Consider the following 24,489-nt stretch of genomic DNA (forward strand, 5'->3'; position numbering starts at 1 on the left):
GGCCAGGTGCAACGGGTGCGCCGGGATTCGATGGGACACCGCATCGCATGAAACTCCAGGCGCGCGCCACCATCCTTCTGCTGGCCGCCCTGCCCCTGCTGGCGGGCTGCGGGGGCAATTGGGGGTGGCATGTCGTCGATCCCCGGGATTCCCGCGGCCAGGCCAACCTGTCCTTCATGCTGTCGGGCTTCTGGGCCACCGTGTCGCTCAGCCTGTCCACCATGCTGCTGTCGGTGCTGCTGGGCCTGGCGGTCGCGATGATGGGCATGGCGCGCTTCCGCGTGCTGCGCTGGACGAACCGCGCCTATGTGGAGCTGTTCCGCGCCATCCCGATCCTGGTGATGATCCTCTGGGTCTTCTACGGGCTGCCCGTGGTGCTCGACATCCGGCTCGATGTCTTCGTCGCCGCGATGCTGGCCATCGCGATCTGCGACAGCGCCTTCGAGGCCGAGATCTTCCGCGCCGGCATCCAATCCGTGGAGCAGGGGCAGCGGGAGGCCGCGATGGCGCTCGGCCTGTCGCCCTGGCAGCGCATGCGCTTCGTCATCCTGCCGCAGGCCATCCGCCGCGTGCTGCCGCCCATCGCCAACCAGTTCATCTACGTCGTGAAGATGTCGTCCCTGGCCAGCGTGATCGGCTACCAGGAGCTGACCCGCAAGGCGAATGAGCTGGTGGTGACGGTGTTCAGGCCGCTCGAGATCTACACCATCCTCATCCTCGAATACCTCGTGCTCATCCTCTGCATCTCCTTCGCCGTGCGGTGGCTGGAGAAGAAGATGGGCGCGGACCAGGGCGTGCGGCGGGTGGGGTAGGCTGCATCATGCCGTGAGGCGCCGGGCGCGCGCCCGGCTTCGCCGCATGAGCGGCGGGCGCTACCTGTCCACCGCATCGGCGGCGATGATCATCGGCCGCCAGAGATCGATCTGCGCGGCGACGAAGGCCGGGAAATCGGCGCCCGCCATCGGCGCGTGATAGTTGCCGATGGTGGCGAATTGCGCCGTCGTCGCCGGGCGCGCGCAGATCTCCGCCAGGCCGCGCTGCAGCCGCTCCGCGATGGCGGGCGGCAGGCCGGCCGGCGCGCTCAGCCCGTGCCAGTTCTTGATGATGAGGTCATGGCCGAGCTCCCGGAAGGTCGGCAGGCCGGGCGCGGCCGGGATGCGGTCCTCCGCCGCCACGGCCAGGCCCACCAGCTGCCCGGCCGCGATGGCGGGCAGGCTGCCCACGATGCCCTCGAAGTTCAGCGCCACCACGCCCGTCATCAGGTCGATGCGCAGCGGCCCCGCCCCGCGATAGGGGACATGCACCATGTCGATGCCCGCGCGCAGGCAGAAATTCACCCCCGTGATGTGCCCGATGCTGCCGATGCCGGAGGAGCCGAAATTGATCGTCCCCGGCGCGGCCTTCGCCTTCGCCACCAGCTCCTCCAGCGTGCGGACGCCGAGGGAGGGATGCGCGACGCAGCCGCCGAAGGTGCTGCCGAGATAGGCGACATGCGTGAAATCACGCAGCGCGTTGTAGGTGATGCGCGGGAACATGGTCGGCGCGATGGTGAAGGGCGCGTTGTTGGAGAGCAGGAAGGCGTGCCCATCCGCGGGTTCGCGCTTCAGCGCCTCCGCAGCCAGCATGCCCGCCGCGCCGGGTCGGTTATCGACCACGAAGGACTGCCCGAACATCTCCGCCATCTGCGGCGCGATGACGCGCGCGACGAAGTCGCTCGACCCGCCGGGCGGGAAGGAGATGAGGATCCGCACCGGACGGCTCGGCCAGGCGGGCTGCGCGATGGCCGGCAGCGCGAGCGTCGCGGCGGTGGCGGCCAGTAGTCGGCGGCGGCTCGGCATGCAGGCGGGCTCCGTCCGGATCGGTACGGGCCTTGCATGCCAATCCCGTGCCACGCCCTCCCCTCCCTGATGACGAGGCCCCGAAGCCCGCCCATGCCGCGCCTGACGATGCTGCTGAATGCCGGCTTCTCGGGCCCCCAGGCCTGGCTGCTGCTGGCCATCCGCCGCGGCTACCTCGGTGATATCGCCATCGACCTGACGCCCGGGACGGGCGCCTGGAACGCCGCGCCCGGCCTCGTCGCGGGGGGCCATGACCTCGCCTATGGGGATGTCCATTCCTTGGTGGAGGTCGCGGCGCGGCAACCGGAGGTGGCGCCGATCGGCATCTTCGCCGTGCACAATGCCTCCCCCAGCGCCATCGCCGTCCTGGCAACGGGTCCGATCGGGGGGCCGGCGGACCTGCCGGGACGGCGGCTGACCGGCCATGCCTCCGATGTCGCGCTGCGCTGCTTCCCCGCCTATGCCGCCGCCACCGGCATCGATCCCGCCGGCATCGTGGTGGCCCCGGCGGAAGGGGCGATGGCCAACCTCGTCGCCTGGATGCGGGCGGGGGAGGCCGATGGCCTGTTCGGCTATGTCAGCACGATCACCGCCGCCATCGGCCGCGACGCCGCGCGGGGGCTGCGCTTCCTCCGCTACGACGCCGCCTTGCCGGACAGCCTCGGCAGCCTGGTGATGGCCTCCCCCCGCCTGGTGCGGGACGAACCGGCGCTGCTGGGCCGTCTCTGCGCCGCCCTCGCCCGTGGGGTGCGGGAGGCGATGGCGGAGCCCGCGGCGGCGATGGACGCGGTGCTGTCCTTCGCCCCCGCCGCCGATCCCGTGGCCGAACGGCTGCGCTGGGAGACGACGCTGGCGGTGGAGATGGCAAATGCCGCGCCCGGCCTGCCCCCCGGCGCGATCGCCCCCGGGCGCCTCGCCCGTTCCGCCACCGCCTTCGCCGCCAGCCTCGGCCTGCCACCGACCGATCCCGACCGCCTCTTCACCTCACGCTTCCTGGGAGCCGCCCGATGAGACGCCTCCGCATCCGCCTCAATGCCGGCTTTTCCGGCCCCCATGCCGGCTTCCTGCTGGCGGAGGCCGACGGGCTGCTGGAGGCAGCGGGCATCGCGGTGGAATGGCAGCCGGGCAACGGCGCCGCGGCCGTGGTGGCCGACATGGCGGAGGATGTCTGCGACCTGGCCTATGGCGACCTCTCCGCCCTCATCATGCGGCTGGGCCACAGCGCGCCGGGCAGCGGGCCGCAGGCGGTCTTCATCGGCTTCAACCGCACGCCGCTGACCATCGCCGTGCCGGTCGCCGGCGCCGCGCAGCATCCCGTGGACCTGGGCGGCCGCATCCTGACGGGCCATGCACGGGATGCCGCGCTGCTGGCCTTCCCGGCGCTGGCCCGCGCCGTGGGGCTCGATGCCCGCAGCGTCCGCATCCAGCCATCGGAGGCATCCCTGGCCGAGCAGGTGCGGCAGATGATCGTGGGCGACGCTTCCGACGGCGTGTTCGGCTTCGCCAACACCATCATCGCGTCGCTGGAGGCGGCGCGGCTGGATTTGGCGGGGTCGCTGCGCTTCCTGGACTACGCCACCTGGCTGCCGGACCTATACGGCAACGCCCTGATCGCGTCGCGCCACCTGGTGGAGCGGGAGCCCGAGGTGCTGCGCGCGCTGGTCGATGCCGTGGCGCGCGGCTTCGCCGCCGCGGTGGCGGACCCCGAACGGGGCGTGGAGGCCGTGCGGCGCCTGGCGCCCGATATCGACCTGCGGATCGAAACGAAGCGCTGGCGCGGCACCATCGCGCGGGAGATGGGGCACCCCGAGGGCGCGGTGCTCGGCATCGGGGACGCGCACCCGGCCCGGCTGGCGCAGGCGATCACGCAACTGGCGGAGGCGCTGGAACTGCCACGCCGGCCTGGCGCGGCGGAGGTCTTCACGCCGGACTTCCTGCCACCGATCGAAATCAGGCGAGGTCGGTGATCGCACCATGCGATACCGTTTCTTTACCGCAACCGCCTTATCGACGGTCCCTGCCCCCATCCCAAAACGGATCGGGTCTGCAGGAGATGCTCGATGTTCGGTGACCTCTCGATCCGCAGACGGCTGATCGGCACCTTCGGTCTTCTGCTCGTGCTCACGGTCCTGCTCGGCGCCGTCGCGCTCAACCGCATGGGCGCGGTGCGCGAGGTGGCCGTTGATCTCGAAACCAACACGATGCCGAGCGTGCGGGGGCTGGGATCCCTGAATGTTGTCGCCGGCGACCATCGCTTCAACCTGGCGCTGCACGTCGTCAAGACGACGGAGGCGGAGATGCGGCGGGTCGAGGGACGGATGGAGATGTGGGAAGCCCGCTTCGCGCAGGTGCTGACCGCGTATGAGCCGCTTGCCAACAGCGCCGCCGAGCGGCAGCTCATCGGCAGCATGCGCCGCGCCTGGGATGGCTACGTGCTGGCGGCGCGGGAGACGCTGGCGCCATCCCGCGCGATGCAGAAGGAGCAGGCCGCACAGCTGCTGGAAGACCGCGCCATCCTCGCCTATCGCACGCTGAGGGAGGAACTGGACAAGCTGGTGCAACTCAACATCGACGACAGCGCGCGATCGGGGCGGGAGGCTGCCGAGGCCTTCTCCCAGACCTGGACCCTGGTCCTTGGCCTTGTCGCCCTGTCGGTGCTGCTGGGCGGGGGACTGGCCTTCATCATCCTGCGCGGGGTGGATCGCGACATCGCCTCCGTCATCAGCCCGATGCAGGCGATGGCGGGCGGCAACCTGTCCGTGGTGGTGCCCGCCATAGCGCCGCGAACGGAAATCGGCCGCATCGCCACCGCCCTGCACGCCTTCCACCGGGCGCTGCTGGAGAAGCGCGCGGCCGACGAAGCCACGGCGCGGGAGGCTGCTGCCAAGGCGGCCCGGGCCGCGGCTCTGGAAGCCATGGTGCAGGGCTTCGAGGCGGAAGCGACAGCGGCGCTCGCGCGCGTCATGGAAGCCTCGGCGGCGCTCGACACCACGGCGGGCGAGATGCAGGACATCGCGACTGGCGGTGCGGAGCGTGCCACGTCCCTCGCCGCCGCATCCGAACAGGCCAGCGCCAATGTGCAGACCGTGGCCGCCTCGGCGGAGGAGATGGCCGCATCGGTCGGGGAAGTCGCCCGGCAGATCAACGGCAGCGCCCAATCGGCCCGCCTCGCGCTGGAGCAGGCGGAGGCGACGGACGTGGCGGTCGGCGAGCTTTCGGGCTCCGCGCAGCGCATCGGGGAAGTCGTGCGCCTCATCACCGGCATCGCGTCGCAGACCAATCTCCTGGCCCTGAATGCGACGATCGAGGCGGCGCGTGCCGGCGAACACGGCAAGGGCTTCGCCGTGGTGGCCGGGGAGGTCAAGGCGCTGGCCACCCAGACCGCCCGCGCGACGGAGGAGATCGGCGCCCAGATCAGCGCGATCCAGGTCGGCACCGCCAAGGCGGTCAGCGCCATCCAGGACATCGCGCGCACCATCGCGACCATGAGCAATGCGACGCAGCAGGTGGCCGCGGCTGCCGAGGAGCAGGCCGCGGCGACCCATGAGATCGGCCGTGCCGTCGCGGAAGCCGCGGCCGGAACGCAGGATGTGAGCCGTCACGCAAGCGGCGTCACGCAGGATGCGCGGCAGACCGGCGAGACCGCGCGGCGTGTGCGCGGCGCCTCCTCCGGCCTCCAGCAGGATGCGCTGGCACTGCGGGGGCGGATCGACAACTTCCTGGGTGGCATCAGGGCCGCCTGACCGCCCGCGATCCACTCGACAGCGCTGGCCCATGCCTGGTCCGGCACCCGGGAGCCCGGATCCTTCGCGGATGCCCGGCCGGTCTGTCAGCGGGCCAGCGCCGGCGCCAGGCTGGCGGCGAGTGCCTTCACCGCCTCCGCCACGGGTCCGGCCAGCAATTCGGGCGTGACGACGGAGACGGCGCCACCGCAATTCAGCGCCATCACGCGCGACCCATCGGGGCAGATGATGGGCACGCCGATCGAGTTCACATCGGGATGGGCGCGGCGGAGGTTCAGCACGAAGCCGTGGCGGGCGAAGTGCTCCAGCGCATCCTCGATCTCCGCCCGCGTCCCGGCTTCCAGCCGCGCCAGCACGGCCAGGCGCTCCGCCGCATCGACACCCGCCAGCCAGGCCCAGCCGAGTGCGGTGGACGCGATGGGCAGGGTGGCGCCGACAGTGAAGGACAGGCGGAGGATCGTCGGCGCCTCGGCCCGCGCCACGATCAGCATCGTATCGTCCTGCCGGGTGGCGAGCGACAATTGCACGCCGAAGCGGTCCGCGATTCGCTGCATGCCGGGTTGCGCGGCCTCCGCGATGCCGCCCTTCGCGAGGGCAGCGTAGCCGAGCGAGAGCAGCCCGTAGCCCGGGCGCAGCCGCCCCGGGTCCCGCCCCGGCACCAGCACGCCCATGCCGGTCAGCGTGTGGCACAGGCGCCAGACGGTGGATTGCGCGAGGCCCGTCATCGCCGCGATCTCCGTCGTGCCGAGCTCCGGCCGCGCGGCGGTGAAGCAGCGCAGCACCTGGACGCCGCGGGCCAGCGCCGTGACGAACTGGCGGTCCTTCTCCTCCACAGGCCCCCCGTTCCGTGATGCTGCACCGCATGGGCGGAAGGTTGACGCCGGCCGGGTGCGGCGCGACGCTCCACCCACGATGCAAATAGCCAATCCGCACAGCGAATTCAAACCCGGCGCGCTGACCGCCCATGGCTTCCCGGACCTGCGCCCCTTCTTCGCGCCCCGGGCGGTGGCGCTGCTGGGCGCGACGGAGGACCTGGCGAAGTTCGGCGGGCGCTGCCTGAAGCAGATGCTGGATTTCGGCTTCGCCGGGGATGCCTTCCCGGTGAACCCGAACCGGGCGACGGTCTTCGGGCGCCCCTGCTTCCCGAACCTCGCCGCCCTGCCGGCACGGCCCGACCATGTCGGCATCGTGCTGCCGGGCAAGGCGTGCATCGAGGCGGTGGCGGAGTGCGGGCGGCTCGGCATTCCCTTCGCCACCGTCTTCTCCTCGGGCTTCGGGGAGCTGGGCACGGAGCAGACGCTGGCGGCGCAGGCGGAGCTGGTGCGGGTGGCGCGCGCGGGCGGCGTGCGCATCATGGGGCCGAACTGCAACGGCATGATCAACTTCGTCGATGGCTTCGCCCTGACATCGACCGCCACCATCAGCGGGCCGAGGCGCCCGGCGGGCGATATCGGCGTGGTGGGGCAGAGCGGCGGCGCGGCGCAGGTGAACGTCATGTGGCGCGCGCAGGAGATGGGGCTCGGCATCTCCTACCAGGTCAGCAGCGGCAACGACGCGGATCTGGACCTGCTGGACTATGCCGCCTTCATGCTGGAGGACGCGCACACCAAGGTCGTGCTGATGCTGGCGGAGCGCATCCGGGATGGTGCGCGCCTGCGCCTGCTCGCCGCGCGGGCCGCCGAGCTGGAGAAGCCGATCGCGCTGGTGAAGTTCGGCAGGACGGAGGCCGGCGCGCGGGCGGCGGCGTCCCATACCGGCGCCATCACCGGATCGGATGCGGTGTTCGATGCGGCCGCCAGGCAGCTCGGGCTGATCCGCGTGAACGATGCGCGCGAACTCTATGAGGTCGCGATGCTGCTCCGCCGGCGGCAGCGCCCCGCGGGGCATGGCGCGGCGGCACTCGCCGTGTCCGGCGGCAACCTGGTGGCGCTGACGGACCAGGCGGCGAGCGTCGGCATCCGCTTCCCGGACTATGTGGCGGAGACGGCGGAGCAGCTGCGGAGGCTGATCCCGGGCTTCGCCGCGGTGAACAACCCGACCGACCTCAGCGCCGGCGCCATCGGCACCAGGGACACCTTCGCGAAGGCGGCGGCGATCATCCTGGAGGACCCGGCGGTGGACGCGCTGGTGCCCGTCATCACCATCGCGCCGAACGACGACATCCGGTCCGTCACGGCGCTGTCGGCGGCATCCGACAAGCCCGTCGCCATACTCTGGACCGGCCGGTCCGCCGCTGATCCCACGCTGACGCCGGAGGTGCTGGTGCGGGAGGGCCATGCGGTCTTCCGCGATGCCCTGCCCTGCGCGCAGGCGCTGGCGCGCAGCATGGACTGGGCCGCCTTCCTGCGCCGCCGCACCGCGCCGCCCACGCGGCCCGCGGGCCTGGACGCGGCGCGAGCGCGAAGCCTGCTGGCCGCGGCGCCGGCCGGGGCGATGAGCGAGGCTGCATCACGCGCCGTGCTCGCCTGCTACGGCCTGCACGGGCCGCTTGAGGGCATCGCCAAGACGGCGGAGGAAGCGGTGGCGGAAGCCACGCGCATCGCCGGCCCGGTCGCGCTGAAAATCCTCTCCGCCGACATATCGCACAAGACGGAAGCCGGTGGCGTGCGCCTCGGCGTGCAGGGCGCGGAAGCGGTGCGCGAGGCCTTCGCGGCCATCATCGCCAATGCCCGCGCCCATGCGCCCGCGGCGCGGATCGAGGGTGTGCTGGTGCAGGAGATGGTGGCGGGCGGGCAGGAGATGCTGCTGGGCCTGACGCGCGACATCACGTTCGGCCCGGTGCTGACCATCGGCTTCGGCGGCACACTCGTGGAAGTGCTGCGCGACGTCACCTTCCGCCTGCCGCCGGTTTCGACCGACGAGGCAGAGGAGGCGCTGGAATCGCTGCGCCTGGCGCCGCTGCTGCACGGGCATCGCGCCGCGCCCGCCTGCGACATCGCGGCACTGGCGGAGGCCATCGCGCGCTTCTCCTGGCTCGCCACCGATCTCGGCGAATTGGTGCATGAGATCGACGTGAACCCCATCGCGGTGCTGCCGCAGGGCATCCGGGTGCTGGACGCGCTGGTCGTGACGCGGGACGCTGGGGCATGACCCTTCTGATCGACCACGCCGAGGCCGGTGTCCTCCGCCTCACCCTCAACCGCCCGCAGGCCGCGAATGCGCTGTCCCGCGCGCTGCAGGATGCGCTCGTCACCGCGCTGCACGATGCCGCGACGGATGCGGCGACGCGCGCCGTGCTGGTCACCGCCGCCGGCGGGCGCGTCTTCAGCGCCGGCGCCGACCTCCGGGAGGATCTCGGCCTGCCGGTGGTCGAGGCGAAGCGGCTGCGCCGCGCGATGCTGCTGCGGAGCATCCTGGCGGTGCTGGATTGCCCGAAGCCGGTGGTGGCGATGGTGCGCGGCAAATGCGTCGGTGGCGGCGCCATGCTGGCGCTGATGGCGGATGAGGTTCTGCTGGAATCCGGGGCCTCCATCGCCATGCCGGAAATCGCGCTGGCCATGCCCTCCCCGCTCGGCATCACCATCATCAGCGCGCGGGGCGGCCGGCAGGCGGCGCATCGGCTGATGCAGGCGAACCAGCCCATGGATGCCGGGGCGGCGCTGGCCTCAGGACTTGCCGATGCGGTGCATGACGATGCGGCGCTGGAGGAAGCGGCGCAGGCGCGCGCCGCCGCGCTCGGCGCGATGGATCCCACCGCCTATGCCACCAACAAGCGATGGCTGAACGGCCCGCTGCGCGCGCGCATCGTCGCGGCCGCGCAGGCCGCCGAGGCCGCCCATGCGACAGGTCCCCATGATGCGCATTGAACTCTCCCCCGAACTCGCCGAACTGCGCGGCCCGATCCGCCGCTTCGTGACGGAGCAGCTGGAACCCATCGCGGCGCGCATCGATGCGGAGGGTGAGATCCCGGATGCCGCCTGGGACCTGATGCGCAGCCAGGGATGGCTCGGCATGCTGCTGGCGGAAGCGGATGGCGGCGGCGGCGCGGACCTTCCCACCTACTGCCTGGTGATGGAGGAAGTGGCGCGCAGCCATCGCTGCTTCACGCTGCTGCTGGACGCGACCAGCGGGCTGACACCCATCGCCATCGCGCGCCACGGCACGGCGGCGCAGAAGGATCGCTGGCTGAAGGGCCTCGCCACCGGTCGGCTGCGCGCTGCCTTCGGCCTCACGGAACCCGGCGCGGGATCGGACGCCGCGGCCATCACGACGCGCGCGACGAAGGTCGAGGGCGGCTGGAAGATCGAGGGCCGCAAGCAGTGGATCAGCGGCGGCCATGCCGCCGACGTCGTGATGGTGATGGCCGTCACCGATCCCGCCAAGCGCGCCCGCGGCGGCATCGGCGCCTTCCTGGTGCCGCGCGGCACGAAGGGCTTCGACGTCACGCGCATCGACACCACGATCGGGTCGGAGGCGATCAAGCTCGGCGAACTCACCTTCACGGATTGCGTGGTGCCGGATGACGCGCTGCTGGGCGATCCCGGCCAGGGCTTCGCCATCGCCATGGGATCGCTGAGCAATGGGCGCCTCGGCGTTTCCGCCGCCTGCGTCGGCGCGGCGGACCGGCTGCTGGAGATGTCGATCGCGCATGCGAAGGACCGCAGCACCTTCGGCCAGCGCCTGGCGGACCGCCAGGCCATCCAGTGGATGCTGGCCGACAGCAAGGCGGAGATCGAGGTTTCACGCGCCTTCCTCTACGAGACCTTGCGCAAGGCCGCGGCGGGGGAAGACCTCGGCAACCTCGCCGCCATCTGCAAGCTGCAATGCAGCGAGATGGTCGGCCGCGTGGCGGATCGCGCGGTGCAGATCCATGGCGGCGCCGGGCTGATGCGCGGCGTGCCGGTGGAGCGCTTCTACCGCGATGTGCGCCACTACCGCGTGGGCGAAGGCGCCTCCGAGGTGCTGCGCATGGTCATCGCGCGGGAGCTGGTGAAGTGAGCACCGTCCTGACCGAGACGCGCGACAGCGTCGCCTTCGTCACGCTGAACCGGCCGGAGGCGATGAACGCGCTGTCCATGCAGCTGCGCGCGGAGCTGGCGGCGGCGATGCGGGCGGCGGAGGCGGACGCCGAGGTGCGCGTGGTGGTGCTGCGCGGCGCGGGCGAGCGTGCCTTCTGCGCCGGCGCGGACATCAAGGAATTCGTCGAAGTCCCCTCGCCCCCTGCCTACCGCCAGGCCCGCGTTCCCGAGAGCTGGATCAGCCCCTTCGATCACACCCGAAAGCCGATCATCGCGAGCATCCATGGCTTCTGCCTCGGCGGCGGGCTGGAAGTGGCACTCGCCTGCGACATCCGCATCGCGGCGGAGGATGCGCAGTTCGGCCTGCCGGAAACCGGCCTCGGCATCATGACCGGCGTCGGCGGATCGCAGCGCCTGCCGCGCATGGTGGGGCTGGCGCAGGCGCTGGACATGATCCTGACCGGCGACCGCATCGACGGTATCCGCGCGCGGGAGATCGGCCTCGTCACCCGCGTGGTGCCGCGCGCCGATCTGGCGGCGGAGACGGAGGCGCTGGCCGTGAGGCTCGCCGCGCGGCCGCCCATGGCGATGGCCTTCGCGAAGGAGGCCGTGCGCGCGGCGCAGGATCTGCCGCTGCGCGACGGCATGCGGCTTGAGATCGACCTCATCACGCATCTGCTGAACACCGAGGACCGGATCGAGGCCGCGCGCGCCTTCCGGGAGAAACGAAAACCGCAATTCACCGGCCGCTGACGCGGCCGCGACGAAGGGGAGGAACAACAAGATGCCAGGACCCACACGCAGGCTGCTGATCGGTGCCGCGCTGGCCCTGCCCGGCCTTGCCCAGGCCCAGGCGCCCTGGCCTTCCCGCCCCATCCGCCTGATCAATCCCTGGACGCCGGGTGGGCCCGCCGATGTGGTGGCGCGGCCGGTGGCGCAGAAGCTGTCGGAATCGCTCGGCCAGCCCGTGGTGATGGAAAACCGCCCTGGCGCCAACGGCACCATCGGCGCCGCCGCGGTCGCCCGCGCGGCGCCGGATGGCTACACGCTGTTCTTCAGCCATGTCGGGCCCATCGCCATCAGCCCGAACTTTTCCGCCAGTGTCCCCTTCGATCCGGTGCGCGACTTCGCGCCGGTCACGCAGCTCGTCTCCGGCCCCATCGTGCTGGTGGTCCGGCCTGACGTGCCGGCGAACAGCGTGGCGGAGCTGCTGGCGCTGGCCCGCGCGCAGCCCGGCGCGCTGTCCTACGGCTCCGTCGGCCCGGCCAGCACCACGCATCTGGCCGGGGAGATGCTGGCGATGATGGGCGGCGTGCAGCTGCTGCATGTGCCCTACCAGGGCGCGGCACCGGTGGTGACGGACCTGCTTGGCGGGCGGCTGCACTTCGCCTTCATCAACTTCGCCGGGGCGGTGGCGCAGATGCAGGCCGGCACGCTGCGCGCCATCGCGGTGTCCACCGAACGCCGTTCCTCCGGCCTTCCCAACCTGCCGACGGTGGCGGAAACGCTGCCGGGCTTCGAGGTGAACTCCTGGTACGGCGTCATGGCGCCTGCGAATACGCCCGCGGCCATCGTGGACCGCCTGCACCGCGACATCGCCGCGGCGCTGCGCGCGCCGGATTTGGCGGCCGCGCTGCGCGCCCAGGGCTTCGACATCGAAGCGACGACGCCCGCGCAATACGCGGCGAAGATCGCCGCGGACCTGCAGCGCTGGGGCGAGCTCGCGCGCGCCACCGGCATCAAGGTTGGATGACCCTTCGATCGCCGAAGGGCGCAGGCGGTGCAGCCGCCGAGCACCCGGAGGCGTGAATCGATGCGTGCTTCAAGGAGGAAACCATGGGCATGCGCATCTGGCACCAGGGCCTGGTGATCTTCGAGGACCTGCCCGAATACGCGGCGGCGACGAAGAAGCACCTCGCCTCCGTGGTGCGGCCGGACACGGAAATCGTCATGCACGGCATCCTGAAGGGCACCTACGCCACCGACTATCCGATCGATGAGCTGCAATACCGCCCGCTGGCGCTGATGCATCGCGCGCAGCCCATGGCGGCGGCCTATGCCGCGGAACGCCAGGGCTATGATGCCTTCGTGATGAGCTACCTCTCCGGCGTCATGCTGCCGGAAATCCGTGCGCTGGTGGATATTCCCGTCGCCAACTACCTGGAAGCCGCCGCGCACCTCGCGACCATGTATGGCTACCGCTTCGGCATCACGCGCTTCGCGCCCCAGCTCGGCAACGAGATCAAGGATTTTCTCGACAGCATCGGCCTGGGTGCGTGCTTCGCGGGCACGGTGGCGTCGGGATACTCCTACAAGGAGATCTTCGGCGGCTTCGCCACGCCCGATGCCGTCATCTCCCGCTTCGAGGAAACGGTGCGCGACTTCGCGAAGAACACGGGCTGCGACGTCATCATCCCGGGCGAGATGCCGCAGAACGTCTTCCTGACCACCAACGGCGTCCATCGCGTGGACGACATCCCCGTCATCGACGGCATCGCCGCCACCTACAAGCTGGCGGAGATGATGGTGGACATGAAGCGGCAATTCGGCCTGACGCGCAGCCGCCACGGCCAGAAGAACTGGCGCCCGCCGCCCGACCGCGTGGCGGACGTCATGCGCTTCTACGGCGTGGACAAGGCCTGGAAGGCGATCGGGGCACTGGAATGAACGCGACCCGCCGCGCGCTGCTGGCCGGCGCGGTCCTGCTGCCCGCCGTGGCGCGCGCGCAGGATGGTTACCCCACACGCCCCATCCGCCTGGTGGTGCCCTGGCCGCCTGGCGGGCCGATCGACCTGGCGGCGCGGCCGATCGCCGCACGCATGGCGGAGCTGCTGGGCCAGCCCGTGGTCGTCGAGAACCGCGGCGGCGCCAATGGTACTATCGGCGCGCTGCATGTCAGCCAGGCGGCGCCGGATGGCTACACCCTGCTGGTCGCCTCGCCCGGGCCGGTCTCGATCAGCCCGCTGGCGCGCGGCCAGGCGGCGCTGGAGCCGCTGCGCATCTTCGCGCCGGTCTGCCAACTGGTGTCCTCGCCCTCCGCGCTGGTGGTGCGGAAGGATCTGCCGGCCCGCGACATCCCCTCCCTCATCGCGCTGGCGAAGGCCCGGCCCGGCGCGCTGACCTATGGCTCGGCGGGGCCGGCCAGCATCAACCACCTCAGCGCCGCGACACTGGCCGCGCGTGGGGGCGTGGAGATGCTGCACATCCCCTACCAGGGCGCCGCGCCGCTGCTGACGGATTTGATTGCCGGGCGCATCGACATGGCCTTCCTCGGCATCGGCGTCGCCCTGCCGCTGGTGACGCAGGGCAATGCCCGCGCGCTGGCCGTCGGCAATCTGAAGCGCGCCGCCGCCATGCCGGATGTGCCGACGGTGGCGGAGACCTATCCCGGTTTCCAGGCCGACAACTGGTACGGCATCCTGGCGCCCGCCGGCACGCCGCGCGCCATCATCGACCGCCTGCGCCGCGATGCCGCCGCCGCGGTCCGCACCCCCGCCGTGACGCGGGCGATGGTCGAGGCGGGAAACGAGGTCGCGCCATCGGAATCGCCCGATTCCTTCGCCGCCATGATGGCGGAGGACCTGGAACGCTGGCGCGAATCCGTCCGTGCGGCGGGGCTGCGGCCGGAGTAGCCTGCCCGCATGGCCGTGACCCGCCGTGCGACACTCGCCCTGCTTGCCCTTCCCGCCTGTGCCCAGGGTGCCGGGCTGCTCGCCACGCTCCGCCCCGGGCATCCCAGGCTGCTGACGACGCCGGCGGAACTCGCCACCCTGCCCGCCCGGCTGGCGGCGGAGGAGACCGGCCGCCGCTGGCGCACCGCCTTGCTGCGCGACGCCGATGGCCTGCTCGCCCGCCCGCCGGTGGAACGCCGCTTCGAGGCCCGGCGCCCCGTGCTGCTGCCGACGTCACGGGAGATCCTGCGGCGGACGGAGGCGCTGGGCGTCGCCTTCCTCCTCACCGCCGATCCCCGCTACGCGGCGCGGCTGGCGGCGGAGATGCGCGCGGCCGCCGCCTATCCCGACTGGAACCCGAGCCACTTCCTCGACGTGGCGGAGATGACCACCGCCTTCGCGCTCGCCCTGGATTGGTGCCACGCCGCCTGGGGTGAGGCCGACCGTGCCATGGCGCGCGACGCCATCATCGCCAAAGGTCTGCAACCCGGGCTGGAGGGCTTTCGCCAGCGCGCCTTCTGGACGCGGGTGACGCACAACTGGGCGCTGGTCTGCATGGGCGGGCTGGTCTGCGGCGCGCTGGCGGTGGCGGAGGACGCGCCGATGCTGGCGGCGGAAATCCTGTCCCTCGCCATCCCCGCCGCGCGACCGGCCCTGGCTTCCTACGCCCCGGACGGCGCCTGGGATGAGGGCGTGGCCTATTGGGACTACGCCACGCAATACGCGGTCTTCCTGATGGCGGCGCTGGACAGCGCGCTGGGCTCGGATCAGGGGCTTTCCGCCGTGCCCGGCCTGGCGGAGGCCTGGCGCTTCCGGCTGCACCTGGAAGGGCCGACGGGCCGCGTCTTCAACTTCGCCGATGGGCCGGAGGGCGTGCGCAACACCCCGGCGCTGATGTGGCTGGCGCGGCGCTACCAGGCGCCAGCCGCGGCATGGCTGATCGGCCGCGCGCCGGGCGTCACGGGGACCGGCGTGCTGTGGTACCAGCCGGGCGGGCAGGCGCCCGGGGCGATGGGCCTGCCGCTGGATGCCCGGTTCCGGCATGTCGAGGTGGCGAGCCTCCGCGGCGCCTGGGGCGAGCCCGGCGCGAGCTGGATCGCCTTCAAGGGTGGCGACAACGCGGCCAATCACGGGAACCTCGACCTCGGCACCTTCGTGATGGAGGCGGGTGGCGAGCGCTTCGCCATCGACCTCGGCGCCGATGACTATGCCCTGCCCGGCTATTTCAGCCCGGGCCAGCGCTTCAGCTACTACCGCAACGCGACCGCGGGGCAGAACGCGCTGCTGGTGGATGGCGCGGACCAGCCCGCCCGCGCCACGGCCGCGATCACCACCTTCCGCTCCGAACCGGGCTTCGCCCGCGCCGTCGCGGACCTGTCCGCCGGCTACCCGGCGCTGGCCTCCGCAAGGCGGGGTATCGCGCTGCTGGACCGGCGCGTGATGGTGGTGGCGGATGAGGTGACGGGCAGCGCGGGACGGCGCCTGCGCTGGCAGATGCACACGCGCGCGGCCGTGGAGCTGGCCGGCGCGGCGGCCGTGCTGCGCCAGGGCGCGGCGGTGCTGCACGCCCGCATCCTGGAACCCGCCGGCGCGGTCTTCAGCCTGGACAGCGCCGCCCGGCCGCCGCCGGAGAACCCCAATACCGGGGTGCAGCGCCTGGCGGTGGAGGCCACGGGCGCCGCGCGGATCCTGGTGGCCTTCGCGCCGGGGGAACCGGTGGCGGAGGACCGGGTGGCGCCGGTGCGGCGGCCGGTCACGGCCTGGGGCTAGGCGCCCCGGCGCGCATCGTGCCGAGCAGCGCGCGGACCGCGGCGCCGCCCTGGTCCACCAGCGGCAGCGTGCCGCCGGAGAACAGCCAGGACTGCACCAGCCCGAAGGTCATGGACCGCGCGGCCATGGCCGCCAGATCCGCCGTCCAGGGCGCCGCGAGGCCGCCCGCCACGGCGGCGCGCTGGAAGGCGCGCGCGAGCGCGGCCTGTAGGCCGGTTTCCGCCTGGCGCTGCCGGTCCAGCGCCGGCGCCATGTCCTCCGTGTATTCGCAGCGCAGCAGCAGCACCGTCAGCACCTGCCGCCGATCCGGATCCGATTCCAGCGTGGCGAAGCTTTCCACCACCGCCTCCGCCAAGCCCTCCAGCGGGTCGTCGCCCTCCAAGGCGTCGATCCGTGCCACCAGGTCCTCCAGCGGCAGTCGGGCGCGCTCCTCCATGGCGAGGAACAGCGCCATCTTGTCGGCGAAATGCCAATAGACGGCGCCGCGCGTCACGCCCGCGGCGCGGGCCACCTCCTCCAGCGTCGCGCGCGCCACGCCGCGCTGCAGGAAGACGGTCACCGCCGCGTCGATCAGCGCCGCCCGCGTCCGCTCGGCCTCCGCCTTCGTCTTGCGCGCCATCGGTCATGCCCTTCCCACGGTGGTTGCAACCCTTCGTCACTTTACATACGTTCATGAACGTATATTGTCCAGCCCTCTCGCCGGGCAAGCCATCCGCCTGCCCGCCCCTTGCAAGGCCAATGACATGAGCTGGTCGGACTTCCTGTCCCGAACCCTGGGCACCCAAGCGGCGGCCCCGCAACCCGCCCCCTCCCCCCTCAGCCGCCGCCAGGTCGCGCTCGCGGCGCCGGTCGCGCTGCTGGCGGTGGCGGGTGGCGGGAAGGCGATGGCGGAAACCGCTTCCCCCGGCGGCCCGCCGCCCGTCCCCGTCACGGTCGTCACCCTGCGGGCGGAACCGGTGAAGCTCACCACGGAACTGCCCGGCCGCGTCGCCGCCTTCCGCACCGCGGAAGTCCGCCCCCAGGTCGGCGGCATCATCCGCGACCGCCTGTTCACGGAAGGGGAGAGCGTGGCCGCGGGCCAGCCGCTCTACCAGATCGACCCCGCCAGCTACGAAGCCAGCCTGCAAAGCGCGGAGGCCAGCCTGGCGCGCGCGGAAGCGACCGCCGCATCCGCCCGCACCACCGTCAACCGCTACCGCCCCCTGGTCGCGGCGCGCGCCGTCAGCCAGCAGGATTTCGATACCGCGACGGCGAGCCTCCGCCAGGCGGAGGCCGATGTCGCCTCCGCCCGCGCCGCCGTCACCTCGGCGCGCCTCAACCTCGGCTACACGCGCATCACCGCGCCTATCGCCGGGCGCGTCGGCCGGTCTTCCGTCACCGCCGGGGCGCTGGTCACGGCGGACCAGGCCACCAGCCTCGCCACCGTCATCCAGCTCGACCCCATCTATGTCGATGTCGTGCAGGCCAGCGCCAGCCAGCTTCGCCTGCGGCGGGAGATGGAGGCCGGCCGCCTGACCCCGGCGGAGGGCGGCGGCGCGCAGCTGCGCCTGATCCTGCCCGATGGCTCCACCTATGATCGCCCCGGCCAGCTCCAGTTCACCGAGGTGGTGGTGGACCAGGGCACGGGCTCCGTCGTGCAGCGCGCCATCTTCCCCAACCCCGATGGCATCCTGCTGCCCGGCATGTTCGTCCGCGCGCAGCTGGAGGAAGGCGTCTCCCCCGGCGCCGTGCTGGTGCCGCAGCAGGCCATCAGCCGCACGCCGCGGGGCGAGGCGACGGTGACGGTCGCGACCCCGGCGGGCGAATTGCAGCCGCGCCGCGTGCAGGCGGAACGCACCGTCGGCAATCGCTGGCTGGTCACGGCGGGGCTTTCCGCCGGCGACCGCGTGGTGGTCGAAGGCGCCTGGCTGCGGCCGGGCGTGCGGCCGCAGATCACCGAGATCACGCTGGAGGAGCTGGACCGCCGCGCCGCCACGCCCCGCCAGGCCCGGGGCTGAGGGCGCGCCATGTCCCGCTTCTTCATCGACCGCCCGGTCTTCGCCTGGGTGGTGGCCATCATCGTCATGCTGGCCGGCGTGCTCGCCATCCGCCAGCTGCCGATCGCGCAATACCCCTCCGTCGCGCCGCCCAGCATCTCCATCACCGCAACCTATCCCGGCGCCTCGGCGGAGACGGTGCAGAGCACGGTCGTGCAGGTGATCGAGCAGCAGCTGACCGGCATCGACAACCTGCTCTACTTCTCCTCCCAATCCACCAAGGACGGCACCGCCACCATCCGGCTGAGCTTCGCCCAGGGCACCAACCCGGACGTCGCGCAGGTGCAGGTGCAGAACAAGGTGCAGCTGGCCACGCCGCGGCTGCCGCAGGTGGTGCAGCAGCAGGGCCTGCGCGTCGCCAAGGCCACCCAGACCTTCATGATGGTGATCGGCTTCGTGTCCACCGATGGGCGGCTGGATGCGACGGACCTCGGCGATTTCGCCGTCTCCACCGTGCAGGACCAGCTGTCCCGCACCCCGGGTTTCGGCGACATCCAGGCCTTCGCCTCCCAATACGCCATGCGCATCTGGCTGGATCCCGCGAAGCTGCGCGCCTTCGGCCTGACGCCGGGCGACGTGACCAGCGCGATCGAGGCCGAGAACGTCCAGGTGGCCGCCGGCGAACTGGGCGCGCTGCCCTCCGCGCGCGGCCAGCGGCTGAACGCCACCGTCGTCGGCCCCACCTACCTCCGCAACCCCGAGGCCTTCGGCGCCATCCTGCTGAAGGCGAATGCCGATGGCACGCAGGTGCGGCTGCATGACGTCGCCCGCGTGGAGCTGGGCGGGGAGAGCTACTCCACCTCCTCCCAGTTCAACGGCCGCCCCGCCGCCGCCATGGCGGTCAGCCTGGCCAGCGGCGCCAATGCGCTGGCGACCGATGCCGCCGTGCGCGCCACGCTGGAACGGCTGAAGCCCGCCTTCCCGCAGGGCGTCGAGGTGGTCTACCCCTACGAGACCACCCCCTTCGTGCGCCTGTCGATCCATGAGGTGGTGAAGACCCTGGCCGAGGCGGTGCTGCTGGTCTTCATCGTCATGCTGGTCTTCCTGCAGAACCTGCGCGCCACGCTGATCCCGACGCTGGCGGTGCCGGTGGTGCTGCTGGGCACCTTCGCGGTGCTCCACGTCGCGGGCTTCACCATCAACACGCTGACGCTGTTCGGCGTGGTGCTGGCCATCGGCCTGCTGGTCGATGACGCCATCGTGGTGGTGGAGAATGTGGAGCGGCTGATGGAACAGGGGCTCTCGCCCCTCGACGCCACGCGCCAGTCGATGCGGGAGGTCGGCGGCGCGCTGGTCGGCATCGCGCTGGTGCTGGCGGCGGTGTTCCTGCCGATGGCCTTCCTCGGCGGCTCCACCGGCGTGATCTACCGCCAATTCGCCATCACCATCGCCACCGCGATGGGGCTTTCCGTCCTGGTGGCGCTGATCTTCACGCCGGCGCTCTGCGCCACGCTGCTGAAGCCGCGCGCGCATGGCGCGGCGGAACGCGGCCTGGCCGGCTGGTTCAACCGCAACTTCGCCCGCGCCACCAACGGCTACGGCCGGGTGCTGGGGCGGATGCTCGGCAAGCCGCTGCGCTGGATGGTCGTCTATGGCCTGCTGGCCGGCGGGATGGCGCTGCTGTTCACCCGCCTGCCCACGGGCTTCCTGCCGGATGAGGACCAGGGCGTGCTCTTCGTGCAGGTGCAGGGATCCCCGGGCGCCACGGCGGACCGCACCCATGCGGCGCTGGATGCGGTGACGCAGCATCTGCTGGGGGAGGAAGGGGCGAATGTCGCCTCCGTCTTCACCGTCAACGGCTTCAGCTTCGGTGGCCGCGGGCAGAATGCCGGCCTCGCCTTCGTGTCGCTGAAGGACTGGTCGCAGCGGGAGGGTCGGCAGAACAGCGCCCAGGCCATCGCCGGCCGGCTGATGGGCCGCTTCTCCGGCTTCGCGGATGCGATGATCTTCGGCTTCGCGCCGCCCGCCATCATCGAACTCGGCAACGCCACGGGCTTCGACATGATGCTGGTGGACCGCGCCGGGCTGGGGCACGACGCGCTGCTCGGCGCCCGCAACATGATGCTGGGCGCCGCCGCGCGCAGCCCGGCCCTGGCCGGCGTCCGCCCCAACGGGCAGGAGGATGAGCCGCAGTTCCGCCTGGTGGTGGATTGGGAGAAGGCGCGCGCGCTGGGCCTGGCGCCGGCCGATGTGACGGCGACGATCAGCGCCGCCTGGGGCTCGACCTATGTGAACGACTTCGTCGATCGCGGCCGCGTCAAGCGCGTCTATGTCAGCGGCGAACCGGATGCCCGCGCGGCGCCGGAGGATCTGTCCCGCTGGTTCGTCCGCAATGCCTCCGGCGACATGGTCTCCTTCGCCGCCTTCGCGACGGCGGAATGGGGCCAGGGATCGCCGCGGCTGGAACGCTACAATGGCCAGCCCTCGATGGAATTGCTGGGCGGCGCGGCCCCCGGCGGCACCAGCGGCACCGCGATGGCGGAGATGGAACGCCTGGCCGCCGCGCTGCCGCAGGGCATCGGCATCGAATGGACCGGCCTGTCCTATGAGGAACGGCAGGCCGGGTCCCAGGCCCTGGTGCTCTACGGCATGGCGATGCTGGTGGTCTTCCTGTTCCTCGCGGCGCTCTACGAAAGCTGGGCGATCCCGGCCTCCGTGATGCTCGTCGTGCCGCTCGGCGTGCTGGGCGCGGTGCTGGCCACCACGCTGCGCGGCTTCGCCAACGACGTCTATTTCCAGGTCGGCCTGCTGACGACCATAGGCCTGGCCGCGAAGAACGCGATCCTGATCGTCGAATTCGCGAAGGAGGAGATGGAACGCGGCAAGCCACTGGCGGAAGCGGCGCTGCACGCGGCCACGCAGCGGCTGCGCCCCATCCTGATGACGTCGCTGGCCTTCGTGCTGGGCGTGCTGCCGCTGGCGATCGCGACCGGCGCCGGATCGGGCGGGCAGACCGCGATCGGCACGGCGGTGATCGGCGGCATGCTGTCCGGCACGGTGCTCGCGATCTTCTTCGTGCCCGTCTTCTTCCTCGTCGTGCTGCGCCTCGCCCGCCGCCCCACCCCGCGCGCCCTGCCGGCCGCCCATCCCGTGCCGGGAGAATGACCATGAGACACCCCCTTCCCGCCCGCCTGCTGCCCGCCATGGCGCTGGCCCTGCTGCTGCCCGCCTGCAGCCTGGTGCCGGATCTGGCACCGGTGGAATCCCCCGTGCCGGCCGGATGGCCGGAAGGCCCGGCCTATCGCCGCCCCGCCACCGTGGCGGCCGGGGCGCCGACGGCGGCGGCGATCGGCTGGCGCGACATGCTGCGCGACCCGCGGCTGCAGGACACGGTGGCCCTGGCGCTGGCCGCCAACCGGGACCTGCGCGTCGCCGCGCTGAACGCCGCGAATGCCGAGGCGCAGTACCGCGCCCAGCGCGGGGATCTGTTCCCCAGCCTCGGCGCCACCGGCGGCGTGGAGGCCGCGCGCAGCCCGGCCGCCGTGGCGGGCGCGCAGCCCGCCACCTATGGCGGCACGGCCGGCGTCACGGGCCGGACCTGGTCCGCCGGGATCGGCTTCAGCAGCTATGAGCTGGACCTGTTCGGCCGCGTCCGCAGCCTGACCGCCGCCGCCTTCGAACAGTATCTGGGCTATGAGGAGACGCGGCGCAGCACGCAGATCAGCCTGGTGGGCCAGGTGGCGAATGCCTGGCTGACCATCGCGGCGGATGCGGAGCTGCTGGACCTCACCCGCCAGACGCTGGCGAACCAGGAGGATTCCTACCGGCTGACCCAGGCGAGCTTCGCCGGCGGCAACACCACGGAAGTGGCGCTGCGCCAGGCGCAGACCGCGGTGGAGACGGCACGCGCCAACCTCGCCCTCTACACCCGGCAGCTGGCGCAGGACGTGAACGCGCTGAACCTGCTGGCCGGCCAGCCCGTGCCGGACGCGCTGCTGCCGATGGCGGGCGCGCTGGCCGCGCCGGTGGCGGAAGCGGTGCCGGAAGGCCTGTCATCGGCGCTGCTGCTGCGGCGGCCGGATGTGCTGGCGGCGGAACACAATCTGGTGGCGGCCAATGCCAATATCGGCGCGGCGCGCGCGGCCTTCTTCCCCTCCATCACGCTGACGGCCAGCGCGGGCAGCGCCAGCACCGGGCTGAACCGCCTGTTCAGCGCGGGGTCCGGCAGCTGGAGCTTCGCGCCCCAGGTGAACCTGCCGATCTTCACCGCCGGCGCCAACCAGGCCAACCTGGACGCAGCGCGCATCCAGCGCGACCTGCAGGTGGCGACCTACGAGAAGACGATCCAGACGGCGTTCCGGGAGGTGGCGGACGCGCTGGCGGCCCGCGGCACCTATGACCAGCAGATCGCGGCGCAGGAAAGGCTGGTGGAGGCCTATGCCAGCGCCTATCGCCTGTCCCTGCTGCGCTTCCGCCAGGGGCTGGACAGCTTCACGGCACCGCTGGATTCGCAGCGCCAGCTCTATGCCGCGCAACAGACCCTGATCAGCCTGCGCCTGGCGCAGCGGCAGAACCTGGTCACGCTCTACAAGGCGCTGGGCGGGGGATGGGAGGAACGGAGCGTCGTGGCGGCCCGCTGAGCCGGCGCCTCAGCCCGCCAGGATCGCGCCGAAATCGGCATCGGCGAGGTCCGCGGAGAAGGCCGGGAAGCGCGTGGAGAGCCGGCGCGGCCAGCCCGCCACCAGGCGCTCCACCGCCGGGTCCGGCGCGCAATCCACCAGGCCCCGGGCGGGCACGCCCTCCGCCTCCAGCGCCGCGATCGCCATGGCGGCGCTGACGGCCAGGGATGGCACATGCAGCAGCCGCGCCGGCAGCGCCGGCATCAGCGCCGCCCGGCAGGCCAGCGCCACGCTGGCCCGCACGCTGGCGATAGGCAGCGGGTGGTCCGGCGCCAGGGGGGCGGTGAAGCGGGCGCCCCGCCTGGCATGGGCCACCAGGTCACTGATGAAGCCGGCGCCAGGCGGGCCGCTGCGCGTGGTGCGCAGCACCGAAATCGGCAGGCGCAGCACCACGGCATCCGCCTGCCCCCGCCGGGTCGCGTCGGCCAGCAGCGCTTCCGCCACCGCCTTCGTCATGCCGTAGGTGGAGGAGGGGCGCGGCGGGCTCGCCTCATCCGGCTCGGCCTCCCCGCCCCCGAAGACGCCGATGGAGGAGAGCAGCAAGAAGCGTGCGCCGGCCGCGAAGCGCAGCGCGGCGCGCGTGCCCTCCACATTGATCGCCCAGGCGGCCTCGGGATCGGCCTCGCTCGCCTGGGTGGTGATGGCGGCGGCGTGGATGACGGCATCGAAGCGCGTGCCTGGCGGGAAGGCTTCCGCGATCTGCGCGACATCGCCCGTCACCACGCCGGGCGAGGCGGCGCGGTCGAAGCGCGTCACGCGGGCGCCGGATTGCTCCAGCGCCGTCGCGATGCAGCCGCCCAGGAATCCCGCGCCGCCGGTGACGAGGACGCTATTCGGCGGTGACATTCGCGCTGCGCACGACCTCCGCCCAGCGCTGCACATCCTCCGCCAGGAAGGCGGCGAAGGCCGCGCCCTCCCGCAGGTTCGGCGCCATGCCGAGGCGGATGCACTCCGCGCGCACGCTCTCCTTCCGCATGGCCTGGGCGGCCAGGGCGCGGTAGCGGGCGACGGCGGCTTCCGGCACGCCGGCCGGGGCGAAGAAGGCAAGCCAGGCATCGGCCTCCACCCCCGCGACACCGGCCTGCGCCAGCGTCGGCAGTTCCGGCAGGTGGGGAGAGCGGTTGGGGGAGGCCACGGCCAGCGCCCGCACCCGCCCGGCCTGCACCTGGGACAGCACGGTCGGGGTGGTGGCGAAGCTGGCATCGATATGGCCGCCCAGCAGGTCCTGCATCAGCGGCGCCGAACCGCGATAGGCGATGTGGTTCATCTGCAGGCCGGTCCGCGCGCGGAACAGCTCCAGCGTCAGATGCGCGGCCGAGCCCTGGCCCGTGGAGCCGCAGTTCAGCCGGCCCGGCTGGGCGCGGAGCAGGTCAAGGAATTCCGGCATGCTGCGCGCCGGCAGGTCGTTCTTCACCACCAGGATGTGCTGCAGATCGACCAGCAGCGCGATCGGCGTGAAGTCGTTGATGGGGTGGTAGCCGCCGCCCTGCGGGATCAGGGAGATGTTGGTGGCATGGGTCTGGTTGGTGCCGAAGACCAGCTGCGTGCCGTCCTTCACCCCCTGCGCCACGCGGCGCGTGCCGATGGCGCCGGCGCCGCCGCCGACATTCTCCACCACCATGGGCTGGCCGAGATCGGCGGAGAATTCCTGCGCCATCATGCGGGCGATCAGGTCCGTCGGCCCGCCGGCGGGATAGGGAACCACCAGCGTCACGGGCCGCGGCGGCACCCAGGGCGCCTGCGCGACAGCGGGGGCGGACAGGGCGGCGAGGCCCGTTGCGGCGATCAGGCGGCGGCGCGACAGCATGGTTCCTCCCGGGGATTGGCCTTGGCGCCGCACCCTGGCGAAGCGGG

The 24,489-nt window shown here is 72.2% G+C and carries 20 protein-coding genes; 15 read left to right on the plus strand and 5 right to left on the minus strand.

Annotation, left to right across the window (positions count from 1 at the left end):
* Positions 1-47 precede the first annotated feature (47 nt).
* Positions 48-812 (plus strand): amino acid ABC transporter permease, encoded by a 765-nt coding sequence (locus JJI54_RS26800; RefSeq protein WP_203076483.1) that lies wholly within the window; start codon positions 48-50, stop codon positions 810-812.
* A gap of 60 nt (positions 813-872) precedes the next feature.
* Here the strand turns inward: JJI54_RS26800 and JJI54_RS26805 are convergent, their stop codons facing one another.
* Complete coding sequence (locus JJI54_RS26805; RefSeq protein WP_203076484.1) at positions 873-1,838, minus strand: Bug family tripartite tricarboxylate transporter substrate binding protein; 966 nt, start codon at positions 1,836-1,838, stop codon at positions 873-875.
* A gap of 93 nt (positions 1,839-1,931) precedes the next feature.
* Between JJI54_RS26805 and JJI54_RS26810 the strand changes: the two genes are divergently transcribed.
* From JJI54_RS26810 to JJI54_RS26820, 3 genes are all read left to right on the plus strand, one after another.
* Positions 1,932-2,849 carry an ABC transporter substrate-binding protein gene (locus tag JJI54_RS26810; protein WP_203076485.1) on the plus strand — a complete coding sequence of 306 codons (918 nt, stop codon included), beginning with the start codon at positions 1,932-1,934 and terminating at the stop codon, positions 2,847-2,849.
* The gene (locus tag JJI54_RS26815) at positions 2,846-3,805 is read left to right on the plus strand and encodes an ABC transporter substrate-binding protein (protein WP_203076486.1); all 960 of its coding nucleotides are present in this window, start codon (positions 2,846-2,848) and stop codon (positions 3,803-3,805) included. Before JJI54_RS26810 ends, JJI54_RS26815 begins: the two co-directional genes overlap by 4 nt.
* A gap of 93 nt (positions 3,806-3,898) precedes the next feature.
* Positions 3,899-5,581, plus strand: a complete 1,683-nt coding sequence (locus tag JJI54_RS26820; RefSeq protein WP_203076487.1) for a methyl-accepting chemotaxis protein — start codon at positions 3,899-3,901, stop codon at positions 5,579-5,581.
* A gap of 86 nt (positions 5,582-5,667) precedes the next feature.
* On the opposite strand, the gene JJI54_RS26825 is transcribed toward JJI54_RS26820, so the two are convergent.
* Complete coding sequence (locus JJI54_RS26825; RefSeq protein WP_203076488.1) at positions 5,668-6,414, minus strand: IclR family transcriptional regulator; 747 nt, start codon at positions 6,412-6,414, stop codon at positions 5,668-5,670.
* Between the two features lie 79 nt (positions 6,415-6,493).
* Here JJI54_RS26825 and JJI54_RS26830 point away from each other — a divergent pair, with 79 nt between their 5' ends.
* The 8 genes from JJI54_RS26830 to JJI54_RS26865 all read left to right on the plus strand — a co-directional run bounded on the left by JJI54_RS26830 (position 6,494) and on the right by JJI54_RS26865 (position 15,980).
* Positions 6,494-8,671, plus strand: a complete 2,178-nt coding sequence (locus JJI54_RS26830) for an acetate--CoA ligase family protein (protein ID WP_203076489.1) — start codon at positions 6,494-6,496, stop codon at positions 8,669-8,671.
* Complete coding sequence (locus JJI54_RS26835) at positions 8,668-9,387, plus strand: enoyl-CoA hydratase/isomerase family protein (RefSeq protein ID WP_203076490.1); 720 nt, start codon at positions 8,668-8,670, stop codon at positions 9,385-9,387. The genes JJI54_RS26830 and JJI54_RS26835 overlap by 4 nt, the downstream gene beginning before the upstream one ends.
* Positions 9,374-10,519, plus strand: a complete 1,146-nt coding sequence (locus JJI54_RS26840; RefSeq protein ID WP_203076491.1) for an acyl-CoA dehydrogenase family protein — start codon at positions 9,374-9,376, stop codon at positions 10,517-10,519. The genes JJI54_RS26835 and JJI54_RS26840 overlap by 14 nt, the downstream gene beginning before the upstream one ends.
* Positions 10,516-11,292, plus strand: a complete 777-nt coding sequence (locus JJI54_RS26845; protein WP_203076492.1) for an enoyl-CoA hydratase/isomerase family protein — start codon at positions 10,516-10,518, stop codon at positions 11,290-11,292. The genes JJI54_RS26840 and JJI54_RS26845 overlap by 4 nt, the downstream gene beginning before the upstream one ends.
* Positions 11,293-11,323: 31 nt before the next feature.
* Positions 11,324-12,292 (plus strand): Bug family tripartite tricarboxylate transporter substrate binding protein, encoded by a 969-nt coding sequence (locus tag JJI54_RS26850; RefSeq protein ID WP_203076493.1) that lies wholly within the window; start codon positions 11,324-11,326, stop codon positions 12,290-12,292.
* An 89-nt stretch (positions 12,293-12,381) separates the two neighbouring features.
* Positions 12,382-13,206 (plus strand): aspartate/glutamate racemase family protein, encoded by an 825-nt coding sequence (locus JJI54_RS26855; protein ID WP_203076494.1) that lies wholly within the window; start codon positions 12,382-12,384, stop codon positions 13,204-13,206.
* Complete coding sequence (locus JJI54_RS26860) at positions 13,203-14,171, plus strand: Bug family tripartite tricarboxylate transporter substrate binding protein (RefSeq protein ID WP_203076495.1); 969 nt, start codon at positions 13,203-13,205, stop codon at positions 14,169-14,171. Before JJI54_RS26855 ends, JJI54_RS26860 begins: the two co-directional genes overlap by 4 nt.
* A 9-nt stretch (positions 14,172-14,180) precedes the next feature.
* Entirely contained in the window at positions 14,181-15,980 is a 1,800-nt protein-coding gene (locus JJI54_RS26865; RefSeq protein WP_203076496.1) for a heparinase II/III domain-containing protein, read from the plus strand.
* Here JJI54_RS26865 and JJI54_RS26870 read toward each other — a convergent pair.
* The gene (locus tag JJI54_RS26870; protein WP_203076497.1) at positions 15,964-16,599 is read right to left on the minus strand and encodes a TetR family transcriptional regulator; all 636 of its coding nucleotides are present in this window, start codon (positions 16,597-16,599) and stop codon (positions 15,964-15,966) included. The two genes, JJI54_RS26865 and JJI54_RS26870, sit on opposite strands and share 17 nt — an antisense overlap.
* Before the next feature lie 124 nt (positions 16,600-16,723).
* Here JJI54_RS26870 and JJI54_RS26875 point away from each other — a divergent pair, with 124 nt between their 5' ends.
* Genes JJI54_RS26875 through JJI54_RS26885 form a run of 3 tightly spaced genes read left to right on the plus strand, consistent with a single transcriptional unit; the run spans position 16,724 to position 22,596 of the window.
* Complete coding sequence (locus JJI54_RS26875; protein WP_203076498.1) at positions 16,724-17,977, plus strand: efflux RND transporter periplasmic adaptor subunit; 1,254 nt, start codon at positions 16,724-16,726, stop codon at positions 17,975-17,977.
* A gap of 9 nt (positions 17,978-17,986) precedes the next feature.
* Positions 17,987-21,121 (plus strand): efflux RND transporter permease subunit, encoded by a 3,135-nt coding sequence (locus JJI54_RS26880; RefSeq protein WP_203076499.1) that lies wholly within the window; start codon positions 17,987-17,989, stop codon positions 21,119-21,121.
* A 2-nt stretch (positions 21,122-21,123) separates the two neighbouring features.
* Positions 21,124-22,596 (plus strand): efflux transporter outer membrane subunit, encoded by a 1,473-nt coding sequence (locus JJI54_RS26885; protein WP_203076500.1) that lies wholly within the window; start codon positions 21,124-21,126, stop codon positions 22,594-22,596.
* Between the two features lie 9 nt (positions 22,597-22,605).
* Here JJI54_RS26885 and JJI54_RS26890 read toward each other — a convergent pair whose 3' ends face one another.
* Positions 22,606-23,481, minus strand: a complete 876-nt coding sequence (locus tag JJI54_RS26890) for an NAD-dependent epimerase/dehydratase family protein (RefSeq protein ID WP_203076501.1) — start codon at positions 23,479-23,481, stop codon at positions 22,606-22,608.
* Complete coding sequence (locus JJI54_RS26895) at positions 23,465-24,442, minus strand: Bug family tripartite tricarboxylate transporter substrate binding protein (RefSeq protein ID WP_203076502.1); 978 nt, start codon at positions 24,440-24,442, stop codon at positions 23,465-23,467. Before JJI54_RS26895 ends, JJI54_RS26890 begins: the two co-directional genes overlap by 17 nt.
* Positions 24,443-24,489: the final 47 nt, after the last annotated feature.

Source organism: Falsiroseomonas ponticola, assembly GCF_016805305.1.
GTDB classification, from domain to species: domain Bacteria; phylum Pseudomonadota; class Alphaproteobacteria; order Acetobacterales; family Acetobacteraceae; genus Falsiroseomonas; species Falsiroseomonas ponticola.